Raw genomic sequence first — 11,640 nt, forward strand, 5'->3', positions numbered from 1 at the left:
CATTAAAACTTCTATGATTATTTCATATAAATTTTGAAAACAATAAAGCATTTATATGTTAAAAGTATAAATTATATAACGAATATGCATATTGTATATGAGTGAAAAAGACTTGAAACTAAAAATATATAGTGGTAAAATGCTTTTTTTGAGAGAACAGTTTGATAGAGTAACAATAAGATTAAGGAAGTGATTTTATGTCAGATAATTTTATTCCATCAAACCACATGGAGATTTATTGGCATGATTATGCAGGTAGTGAGGAGAAGATGCCTATTGTAGAGGCAAGTCTTACTGAAAAGGCATCGATAATAGGTAGAACAGGACTTATGTTGCTTTCATGCGGAACAGGTGCGTGGCGTGTCAGAAGTTCTATGAATACGATAGCTAAGCATCTTGGAGTGACCTGCACTGTGAACATTGGACTTATGTCTATAGACTACACTTGTTTTGATGGCAAAGACTGTTTTTCACAGTCGTTATGTCTTACCAATACGGGAGTAAATACTTCAAAGCTTAACAGACTGGAACATTTTATCAGTGATTTTGAGAGAAACGGGACTGATATGTCCGGTGAAGAACTTCATGCACATCTTGATGAGATAGAGCAGCTTCATGGACTTTATTCGCCTATAGCACTTGGATTTGCTGCGGCACTTGCGTGCAGTGCATTTACATTTCTGCTTGGTGGCGGTATAGTTGAAATGTTTCTTGCATTTGTAGGGGCAGGTGTTGGTAACTTTATCAGGTGCAAACTTGCAAAACACCATTTTACTTTGTTTCTGTGCATTGTTTCATCGGTGGCGGGGGCCTGTCTTGTATATACAGGGCTTCTAAGGGCAGCAGAACAGATTTTTAATGTATCGCTTCAGCATCAGGCGGGATATATATGTTCAATGCTTTTTATAATTCCGGGATTTCCGTTTATAACAAGTGGCATAGATCTTGCAAAGCTTGACATGAGGTCAGGCATAGAGAGACTGGTATATGCACTTGTCATAATTGTAGTTGCCACGATAACAGCATGGATAATGGCACTTGCACTTAATCTAAAGCCTGTTGATTTTCCGGTTATTAAAATCTCTGTCGGACTACATATATTATTGCGATTACTAATGAGTTTTTGCGGAGTTTTTGGATTTTCAATAATGTTTAACAGTCCTATTGTACTTGCTGCATCAGCGGCAGTTATTGGAGCAGTTTCCAATACACTTCGCCTTGAACTTGTAGATATGGCAGGTATGCCTCCGGCCGCCGCCGCATTTATAGGAGCATTTTGTGCCGGAATTTTGGCATCTGCTTTAAAAAATAGAGTTGGATATCCGAGAATATCACTGACTGTACCATCAATAGTTATAATGGTACCGGGACTTTATCTGTACCGTGCCGTTTATAATCTGGGTATAATGTCGCTTGTAACATCTGCATCATGGTTTGCGGCAGCAATGCTTATAATACTCGCATTGCCGCTCGGACTTATATTTGCAAGAATATTAACTGATAAAACTTTCAGGTATTGTACCTGATGAATTTTTAAACATATTTTCACGGCAGGAAAGGACGATGCCGTCAATACATTCTAAGTGATGGAGCATATGGTTTTTAAATTGATGAATTGGGAGTAAGACACCCAGTTCATCATATTTTTGCTCATTTTTAAGACCGGTTTCCTGTCCGTAATAAACCATTGCAGTTGGAGCACATTGTTGGATTTTTTGAAAGCTGTCCCATATGATTGCATAGGCCTCAGCTTCTTTAAGACCTAATGCCGCAGTATCGGGAAGTGCGTATAGTATAAGGATGCCGCGTCGTCCGTTGGCAAGTTTTTCTTCAATTTCTAAATCATCTGTATAAGAGCGTTCAATATCATAACCGTCTGCAAGAAAAAGTTTTGAACGTGGTGCAAGTGTGTGTTGGTTAAGTATTTCCTGAAATTTGGCATAATCATGGTGTGAAACAGCCGATTTGTTGTTATCTAAAAGATTGCCACAGGTATCAGTGAGCAGTGACGGATTTTTTCCGGCTTTTCCATGAAATCTCTTTGGAATAAGATATGACTCACGGAGCAGGTCGAGCATACTTCTCTGGCATAATTCAAGCAAAAGACCGCTTATGTCACCAGTTTTATATGAGGAAAAAAGTATATCTGCAAAACGCTTTGAGTTTTCATCAATCGTGAGATTGTCCATAGATATATGGTCATAAAATGTATCACTTAGTTTTTCACAGGCAACAGGTGAAGATAATATCTTTTCAAAAATCTGTTCAACGGCTTCTTCTTTTGGTATTCTTTTAATTTTGTTTATATTTTCTGACATAGTAAGAACCTCCTTTTTAATAAAAGTACTCTCGGTATCTTCTCAAAACGAATCATTTCGGCTGGATTGCCGATATACTGTTTCTATCTTCTCGTTGTACAACACCGTGTACTCATTGCAAAAATGCTATTGTATATTTAAAATTCTTTGTTCAGAAGATTTTGAGAGTACATAATAAAACATATCTTATATTTAGTATAGTTGAGTATAGGATATATGTAAAAAGTATATATTATATAACGAATATGTATATCGTATATGAGTAAAAAGTCTTGAAACTATAATTTCATGGTGCTAATATTTTTTTGAAGTAATCAACAGCATACGAAAAGTATCTGTGGAATGGAGGATATTATGAAGCTTGTAGAAAATGAATTTATTAAATTTATGGAGAAGTTTGATGAAAACCCTTTCAGGATTATTTTAGAGGACGGAGAGCATCTGATAGGAGACGGGGAGCCTGCGTTTACCGTAAAGATAAATAAAATACCGAAAATGATGGATATGCTCATCAGCACATCTATTACATTAGGAGAGGCATACATGAATGGCGATATTGAGATAGAAGGCGATTTATATACGGCTCTCAATATGTTTTTAGGACAGATGGGTAAATTTTCGACAGATACGAAAAAACTTAAAAACATTATATTTACATCAAAATCAAAGGCAAATCAGAAAAAAGAAGTTTCATCACATTATGATATAGGTAATGATTTTTATAATATGTGGCTTGATGAGACGATGAGCTATTCATGTGGATATTTTAAGAATGAGAATGACACATTGTATCAGGCTCAGTGCAACAAAGTTGACCGTATATTGGAAAAACTTAATCTCTCTGATGGCATGACATTGTGTGATATTGGCTGCGGCTGGGGATTTCTGCTTATCGAAGCTGCAAAGAAATACAATATAAAAGGTGTCGGGATTACATTGAGCAAGGAGCAGAAAGCAAAATTTGAACAGCGTATCAAAGAGGAAAATCTTTCGGACAGGCTTGAAGTAAAACTTCTTGATTACAGGGATCTGCCGAAACAGCATATGGAGTTTGACAGAGTTGTGAGTGTCGGCATGATAGAGCATGTAGGCAGGGGAAATTATGAGGAATTTATGCAATGCGTCAAGAGTGTCTTAAAGCAGGGCGGAGTGTTTGTGCTTCACTTTATAAGTGCATTGAAAGAATATCCCGGTGATGCGTGGGTCAAGAAATATATATTCCCAGGCGGGGTTATACCAAGTCTCAGAGAGATAATGCAGATTGCAGGAGAACTTAGATTCTATACGGTGGATGTAGAAAGCCTCAGGCGACACTACAATAAAACACTTCTTTGCTGGAATGAAAATTTCCAGCAGCACAGAGCGGAAGTAGTAGAAATGTTTGATGAGAAATTTGCAAGAATGTGGGAACTGTATCTTTGTGCTTGTGCTGCCACCTTTATGAATGGTATAATAGACTTGCATCAGATAGTATTTACGAATGATGTAAATAATGAATTGCCAATGACAAGATGGTATTGATATACTTTTAATTACGGGCGGAAAGCAGGAGAAAATGATTACACTAAACGATTATCTGTATTCAGGAGATACGGTTTTCAGGATAATACAGAAATATATTGAAGATTTGAGAAAAGAGGCAAAGAAGAGCCGAAATGAAGTGGATATGATGCATTGCAATTTTCTCATACAGATTTTAGAGCTTCTTGAACACAATGAATTTTTGACGGCACAGTCACAAAAGATAAGGGATTTTTATATGTATATGGCAAAGAAATACCCGTATCTTGCATTTACATTTAAAGGTCGTATCAAGTCACTTATTCGTGCCGAGGAGAAATTTAACGGGTATATCGTTGAGTATATTTATGATTATTATATGGAAAATAAAAAGTTTCCGCCTGTTTCGGATTTAAAAAATAAACTTAGCTGTTTTAGGGATATAATAGCATACAGGATAGTTATTTCATTGCCGAAGTGTCATCTGAAAGAGGGGCAGGACAGGGATGAGCAGGAGATAAAGCTTCTTTATGAGATAGCAAATGAACTTCTCGGATTTTTGGAGGAAAAAGGTTTTTCTGCCGAGCCTGCAAGAGGTGTATCGGAGAGTTCGTCAGAACTTCTTGATGATGAGGTCCGCCCTTACTACAGGGATTATATATCAAATGGTGAGAGTAGTGAGTATCAGTCACTTCACATAACATTTTATGACAATATCGCAAGATGTTTTATGGAAGTTCAGCTTAGGACAAAGACTATGGACGACAATGCGGAGATAGGTCCTGCAAATCACCTTGGTTATGAGAAAAAGCAGGAGCATGACAGAGCGAGAAGAGACATGATACCAGAGGGTGAGTGCATCTGTTTTGATGAGGCATACGAGCGTGGCATGAAACTTCAGAAACTTGAACTCTCAGAACTTGATGTAAATATGTTTTCGGCGGTAAACAACAGTCTTATCAATGACGGCTGTGGACTTTACCGTGGACGACAGATTCTTCCGTATGAGCATTTGTCGAGGTTTCAGAATGATATAAGAGAGTGAGTAAAACGAGTAGGATGGGATTTGTCAATCCCATCCTACTCGTTCTTAGAAAATATGTTATTTTAAATATTCCGGTGTAACATCTCTGCCAAGTCCACGGAGAAGTTTCTTATCACTCTCGATCGTAGAACCTGATGTTGTGAGCATATTTCCTGTTATGGTTGCACTTGCACCGCCTGAAAATGCGGCTTCACCGTCATTTGTTACAAGGGCACGGCCGGCGGCGAGACGGACATTTGCTTCAGGATTTATATATCTGAAGAATGCGATGGTTCTTAAAATATCTTCCTCGGAGAGCTGTTTGAGGTTTTCAAGAGGAGTTCCGGGGATTGGCATAAGTGTATTGATAGGAATTGACATAATACCGAGTTCAGCAAGTGAAACTGCCATGTCGAGTCTGTCCTCCCATGTCTCACCCATTCCGATTATACCGCCGGAACAGACACAGAAGCCCTCTTCCTGAGCCATCTTGATGGTTGCGATTTTTTCATCGTATGTATGCGTTGTGCATATATTAGGAAAATTTCTTCTTGAAGTTTCTATATTGTCATGGTAGCTTGTAACACCTGCCTCATGCAGACGGTGAAATTGTTCTTTGGTGAGAAAGCCAAGAGAGGCACACAGGTCAAGTTTACATTCTCTGTGCATTGTTTCATAGGCATCTATTGCCTTTTCAAAATCTTCACCTGAAAGACTTCTTCCGGCAGTAACTATTGCAAAACGGTCGACACCCTCTTTTTCATTTGCGAGTGCTTCAGCAAGAATTTTTTCTTTAGGAAGAAAATCATATACTTCACAGTTTGTGTGATTGTGAGCGGACTGAGCACAATATTTGCAATCCTCACCGCATCTGCCGCTTCGTCCGTTGATGATCGTGCAAAGGTCAACTTTATCTCCGCAGAAATATTCTCGAATCTTGTCAGCACCCTCTAAAAGAGCATCAAGGTCACAGTTGATAAAAAAGGAAAGGTCATCCTCTCTTTTAAGTCTTTTTCCGTTTATAATGTCATCAGCAAGTTTTTTTAAGTCCATGTTTATCCTCTTTTCCGAGCAGTCATTTGTATAGTGATGGTGACAATCTATATTTTGTTTTTAAAAGATATAGATTATCTGTAAAAGAATATCAGTCTTTTATAAAAGCTATCCATTTATGCTCAGAAACAGACAGCAGATATTGATTATTGTGTATAAAGTAGAGCAAACTGTAGAGAGTTTGCTCATTTGTGGGTTAGGAGTCACTGTCCGTATATATAGTACGAACGGCAACAAATAGGATACTACTCGAAAAGGAGTACGAGGAGTGGTATCCGGTTGTTATTATATATGGATAAAAAAGAAATGTCAACCTTTTGAAGTAAAAGGTTGACGAATGTAATAAATGAAGGGCTGAACTGTTACCAGGACTTAGTATGGAGTGTTTTGTTTATTTAAGTTTCTTTCTATCTTCTTAAGGCATAGGAGACAGGTAGGTACGATATAAAGACAGGCGCATATCCATGCTGTCTGGTCGGCAAAACATATTGCATTAAACTTAAAAACAGGGACAAGTAATACACTTACAAATATTCTTGCTATCATTTCAACTGCACCGGAAAATACGGCGCGTCCTGCGTAACCAAGCCCCTGCACACTCATTCGGCATACATTGAGTATTCCGAGTGCCCAGAAGAAATACCCGAGACAGGCAAGATATTTGCCTGATGCATCGAGCACAGCGGAGGCACTTGCTTTTATAAATAAAAGTGATAAAGTTCTTCCAAAGAAGATAAGTATAAGTCCGGATATAAGTCCGTAGCTGACACCTATCGTTACACCTTTTTTAAGTCCCTCCTTAATTCGTTTCAGATTGCCGGCACCGAAGTTCTGGCTGCAAAAAGTTGATGCGGCAGTGGCAATGGCATCGAAAGGACACATAAGGAACTGCTTGATACGCATACCTGCCGTGAAACCTGAGATGTAGGTGCTTCCAAGTCCGTTGTTTGCAGACTGCATTACCATACTTCCTATGGCGGTGATAGAGTATTGAAGTCCCATTGGAACACCCATGGCTATCATCTGTTTTGTCATATCGGATTTTATACGGCAGTGCTCTTTTGAGATACATAATATAGGAAATTTTTTAATTATATATATCAGACATAAAAGTCCGCTGACACCCTGTGACATAATGGTTGCGAGTGCTGCACCCGATACACCGAGTTTGAAAACAATAATAAATGTCAGGTCGAGTATTATATTTAAAATACTTGAAAAGACGAGAAACAAAAACGGTGTCTTGCTGTCACCGACGGCTCTAAGCAGTCCTGACAAAAAGTTGTATAAAATTGTAAAAGGTATTCCTAAAAATATAATAAAAAGGTATGAATATGCGTCATCAAAAATATTTTCAGGAGTTGAGAGTATATGTAATATGTTTGGGCAGAGAATGGCACAGGCTGTTGTTATAACAGCGGCAAAAAGTATTGAGAGAAAACCTGCATGGAAGATGGCTTCTTTCATTTTCAGTGTGTTTTTAGCTCCGAAGTGCTGTGAGACGGGAATAGCAAAACCGCAGCATATTCCCATGCAAAAACCGAGCACAAGAAACTGCACACTCGATGAAGCACCGACACTCGCGAGTTTTTCCTCGCCGAGATACTGCCCAACGATAGCGGTATCAATCATATTGTAAGTCTGCTGGAAAAGGTTTCCAAGAAGCAGCGGTATCGCAAAGCTGAAAAGATGTTTCCATATATTTCCTTCTGTCATATCTTTTGTCATAATAAAAACCTCATTTCCGTGCAAATGCACTAAATTTACTCAGTAATTTAGAAACATTAAAGTTCTAATTTATCAGTGTATCAACGGCTAAAGAGTTATTTTTGCTGCCATGTCATTAAATAATCTTTTTCACCGGTTGCATCATCAATGCCGCTACACCGGATTTTAAAATCCTCTCTTTGATAAAAAGATATTGCCCGTGTGTTTTTTTGATACACATTTAGAAACAATTTTTTTCTTTTATCTTTTACATAATTTATCAGAATTTTACCTATGCCTTGCGATTGCATTTCATCAGAAACAAAAATGCCCTCAATGTATTCGTCATTTAGTCCTATAAAACCCTGTATTTTTTGATTATTTTCATATATATAAACTTCTGCCTGTGACAGCATTTCTTTTACCAATTTAAAATTATCTTTCCAGTACTTGGCAGGAATAAAGGAATGACTTTTTAAATTTGTATCTAACCATATGTCAGCAACTCTGTTTATATCTGCTTTTTGCAATTTCCTAATCATAATAATTGTCCTTTGAAAAATTCAAATTTATCTATATACTATCATGTGTTATTACCTATTACAAGAAGTCGTGAGTTTTCTGAAGATATTTAGGTAACAGTTCAGCCTTGCATTTCTTACATAAAAAGCTACTTAACAATACAATGAACAAGCTCATTGTATTGCCAATTATCTTTTTATGGCTGAACTGTTACATATTTAGTGTTAAATTGTGTTGCTCATACTTTTATGCTATGATAAAAAAAGATTTGCAGTGGATGAGTTTGATTTTTTTAACTAAAAACATAGGAGGAAACATAAATGACAAAAAAACAGCGTGCTTTAGAGATAATAGAAAGATTAAAGAAAGAATACCCTGATGCAGACTGCACACTTGATTACAATGAAGCGTGGAAACTGCTTGTAAGTGTAAGACTTGCGGCACAGTGTACTGATGCAAGGGTAAATGTGGTGGTTAAAGGACTTTTTGAAAAATATCCTAGTGTAGAAGCACTTGCTGATGCTGAGGTTTCTGATATAGAGGATATAGTAAGACCATGTGGTCTTGGAAAAAGCAAGGCGAGGGACATTAGTGCCTGTATGAAAATGCTTCGTGATGATTATGATTGCAAAGTTCCTGATGATTTTAATGAGTTGCTAAAACTTCCGGGAGTGGGAAGAAAAAGTGCAAATCTTATAATGGGTGATGTGTTTAAAAAGCCTGCGATAGTGACAGATACTCATTGCATACGCCTTGTAAACAGGATGGGGCTTGTTGATGGAATAAAAGATCCTAAAAAAGTTGAGATGGAATTGTGGAAGATAATACCGGGAGAAGAGGGAAGTGATTTCTGCCACAGACTTGTATGGCACGGAAGAGAAGTCTGTACGGCGAGGACAACACCTCATTGTGAGAGATGTGTATTGGAAGACATATGTAAAAAAAGAATTAAATGATATAAAGATGGAAATATTTTTGTCAGTTACCTTATAAAAATGGTATATTTTGCGAGTCAAATGGTTGTTTTTTCTCATTAGTAACATTTGTTACGGAAATTAAAGGAAAAATGTGGTATTACTATTGTGCAGGGGATGAAAGGCTATGATGTATTTAGTTTAAGCAAAATGAACATACTATCATTAAATTGTGTAAAAAATTTGCACGAATTTATGAGAATGAAAAACAACATAGTACACCGGCAGACAGTGATGTACTCTCGGAATTCTTCGTTCAGAAGATGCTGAGAGTGCATAGTGTAGAAATGGAGGATTATCATGGCAAAAGAAGTTAATATCAGAAAAGTGGCAGTAGTAGGATGTGGTTTTGTAGGTTCAACATCTGCATATACATTGATGCAGAGCAGTCTTTTTTCGGAGATGGTTCTTATAGATGCAGATAAGGCTAGGGCAGAGGGAGAAGCTCTTGATATAAAGCACGGACTTCCGTTTGCAAAACCAATGAATATATATGCAGGTGATTACAGCGATATTGCAGATGCGGCGATTATTGTGATAACGGCAGGTGCGGCACAGAAGCCGGGGGAGACAAGACTTGACCTTGTAAAGAAGAACAGTGCCATTATGAAATCTATAATTGGTGAGATAAAGAAACAGGATTGTCAGGGTATTCTGCTCGTTGTATCAAATCCGGTTGATGTTCTTACGAATGTGGCACTTAAGGCAAGTGGTTTTCCGGAGAACAGAGTCATCGGTTCAGGAACAGTGCTTGACAGTGCAAGACTTAAATATCGTCTCGGAGAGCATCTCTCGGTTGACAGCAGAAGCGTTCATGCATTTATTGTTGGTGAGCATGGAGACAGTGAGATTGCGGTATGGAGCAGTGCGAATGTATCTGGAATTGCAGTTGATGATTTCTGCGAGATGAGAGGGCATATAAATCACGATAAAAATATGCGTGCCATAGCGGAACAGGTTAAAAACAGTGCTTATGAGATAATCGAAAAGAAAAAAGCTACTTATTATGGCATAGGAATGGCAGTAAAGAGAATATGTGAAGCGATAGTGAGGGACGAAAAATCAATACTTCCTATTTCAAGTATGATACATGGCATTTATGGAATTGATGATGTTGTTTTAAGTATGCCTGCGATAGTTGGAAAAGACGGTGTTGAAACTTTAGTTCCGATAAGCATGAGCAGTGATGAGGTGGAAAAACTTAAGGACTCAGCGAAAACACTTAAGGAAGTTTTAGAGCAGACTAAGTAGAGTGAAATATATTTTTGAAATTACAGAAAGCACCAAATGAATTAAAATATCATTTGGTGCTTGTGATATAGAGAAAGGAAACACAGGTATGAAGCACAAAATAAGTTTAGAAAAAATAGAAAATATTATATTAAAAAGCAAAGAAAAATCAATACTTGAGAAATTTACGGCTGGGGTTGATTCATATAAGATTTTGTGTGATTACATAGCTGAAAAATCAAAAACGGGTGAGTTTGTTCCTATAAAAAACAGCGGTTTAAATGGCAAGAATCCGCCGCTTTATAATGTATATTGGCAGATTGAAGAAGAAAAATATAATGGTGAGTTTGATGGCGAAATAAATTTTAAATTATCAACCGGACTTAATATGGAGTATTATAAAAAACATATTGAACAGTATAGAAAAGACAGGGATGCCATACTTAAATTAAGTGATTTTTATAAAAATGAGAGCGAAAAGCAAAAACTTAAAAAAGCCGAGTCTGTAAATGAACGCAGCTTTGAAATATGGGGAGATGAAAAATTTATAAAAGGTGGAAACGAAAACAGAGGAAAAAATAAGAACGAGGGCAGAGGACAAGGAAAGAGAATACTTAAAAATCTTGGCATTAAATTGTCGGATATAAATGTGTATGAGACACCTGAACTGTTTGTGAGTTATATTTTTGACAGGACTGTTCCGCAGAATGTACTTATCATTGAAAATAAAGATACATTTTATACGATCAGAAAATATATGCAGGAAACGGGAAATAACGAAATATTAGGGAAAAAGTTTGGAACGCTGATCTTTGGTTCAGGCAAAAAGATCATTGCTTCATTTAAGGATTTTAGATATACTGCTGAAAGATACCTCGCAGACGGAAGAAATCATTTTTTATATTTTGGAGATATGGATTATGAGGGTATAGGAATTTTTGAAAATTTGGCAGAGGTTTTTAAGGAAAAAAGAAAACAGCATATATTTAAGGAAGAAACACAGTTAGAACCGTTTAAGGAAGCGTATGTCAGGATGTATGAGAAAGCTGAAAAGATTGGATTTGATAAACTTCCTGTTACAAAGGAAAAGCAGAATAGAAATATAGGTCACATATTTTCAGATTTTTTTGGAAAAGAAATATGGGAAAGATTTGAAAAACTTTTGATGACTGAAAAATATATTCCGCAGGAGATAATAAATGTGTGGGATATGGATGTGTGAAAAAAATATTAAAATCTGTAACAAATGTTACGGATTTTTTTGTGGCTTTAATGTATTATAGTGAATGTCAGAGGGAGACAATTAGAAATC

The 11,640-nt window shown here is 37.0% G+C and carries 10 protein-coding genes; 6 read left to right on the forward strand and 4 right to left on the reverse strand.

Annotated features, from left to right (window positions below):
* Nucleotides 1-197 precede the first annotated feature (197 nt).
* A complete protein-coding gene (locus DW721_RS09965) occupies nucleotides 198-1,526 on the forward strand; it encodes a threonine/serine exporter family protein (RefSeq protein ID WP_118745652.1) in 1,329 nt (442 codons plus the stop codon).
* Here the strand turns inward: DW721_RS09965 and DW721_RS09970 are convergent.
* Entirely contained in the window at nucleotides 1,494-2,318 is an 825-nt protein-coding gene (locus DW721_RS09970; RefSeq protein WP_118745653.1) for a DUF4866 domain-containing protein, read from the reverse strand. The two genes, DW721_RS09965 and DW721_RS09970, sit on opposite strands and share 33 nt — an antisense overlap.
* 354 nt (nucleotides 2,319-2,672) lie before the next feature.
* Between DW721_RS09970 and DW721_RS09975 the strand changes: the two genes are divergently transcribed.
* Together DW721_RS09975 and DW721_RS09980 are read left to right on the forward strand one after the other, a co-directional pair.
* Complete coding sequence (locus DW721_RS09975; RefSeq protein ID WP_118745654.1) at nucleotides 2,673-3,839, forward strand: cyclopropane-fatty-acyl-phospholipid synthase family protein; 1,167 nt, start codon at nucleotides 2,673-2,675, stop codon at nucleotides 3,837-3,839.
* Nucleotides 3,840-3,873: 34 nt separating this feature from the next.
* Nucleotides 3,874-4,863 carry a guanosine polyphosphate pyrophosphohydrolase gene (locus DW721_RS09980; RefSeq protein ID WP_118745655.1) on the forward strand — a complete coding sequence of 330 codons (990 nt, stop codon included), beginning with the start codon at nucleotides 3,874-3,876 and terminating at the stop codon, nucleotides 4,861-4,863.
* Between the two features lie 57 nt (nucleotides 4,864-4,920).
* Here DW721_RS09980 and bioB read toward each other — a convergent pair whose 3' ends face one another.
* The 3 genes from bioB to DW721_RS09995 form a co-directional block, all read right to left on the reverse strand.
* Nucleotides 4,921-5,895, reverse strand: coding sequence for a biotin synthase BioB (bioB, locus tag DW721_RS09985; protein WP_055942714.1), 975 nt, complete (start codon nucleotides 5,893-5,895; stop codon nucleotides 4,921-4,923).
* A 372-nt stretch (nucleotides 5,896-6,267) separates the two neighbouring features.
* Nucleotides 6,268-7,623: an MATE family efflux transporter gene (locus tag DW721_RS09990; protein WP_243020467.1), complete on the reverse strand. Its 1,356-nt coding sequence runs from the start codon at nucleotides 7,621-7,623 to the stop codon at nucleotides 6,268-6,270.
* A 95-nt stretch (nucleotides 7,624-7,718) separates the two neighbouring features.
* Entirely contained in the window at nucleotides 7,719-8,144 is a 426-nt protein-coding gene (locus tag DW721_RS09995) for an N-acetyltransferase (protein WP_118745656.1), read from the reverse strand.
* 300 nt (nucleotides 8,145-8,444) lie between these two features.
* Here DW721_RS09995 and nth point away from each other — a divergent pair, with 300 nt between their 5' ends.
* From nth to DW721_RS10010, 3 genes are all read left to right on the forward strand, one after another.
* Nucleotides 8,445-9,080, forward strand: a complete 636-nt coding sequence (gene nth / locus DW721_RS10000; RefSeq protein WP_022015247.1) for an endonuclease III — start codon at nucleotides 8,445-8,447, stop codon at nucleotides 9,078-9,080.
* Between the two features lie 318 nt (nucleotides 9,081-9,398).
* Nucleotides 9,399-10,349 carry an L-lactate dehydrogenase gene (locus tag DW721_RS10005; RefSeq protein ID WP_118745657.1) on the forward strand — a complete coding sequence of 317 codons (951 nt, stop codon included), beginning with the start codon at nucleotides 9,399-9,401 and terminating at the stop codon, nucleotides 10,347-10,349.
* An 88-nt stretch (nucleotides 10,350-10,437) separates the two neighbouring features.
* Entirely contained in the window at nucleotides 10,438-11,550 is a 1,113-nt protein-coding gene (locus DW721_RS10010) for a Wadjet anti-phage system protein JetD domain-containing protein (protein WP_118745658.1), read from the forward strand.
* Nucleotides 11,551-11,640 lie beyond the last annotated feature (90 nt).

Source organism: Clostridium sp. AM27-31LB (genome assembly GCF_003480745.1).
Classification (GTDB): domain Bacteria; phylum Bacillota; class Clostridia; order Lachnospirales; family Lachnospiraceae; genus Butyribacter; species Butyribacter intestini.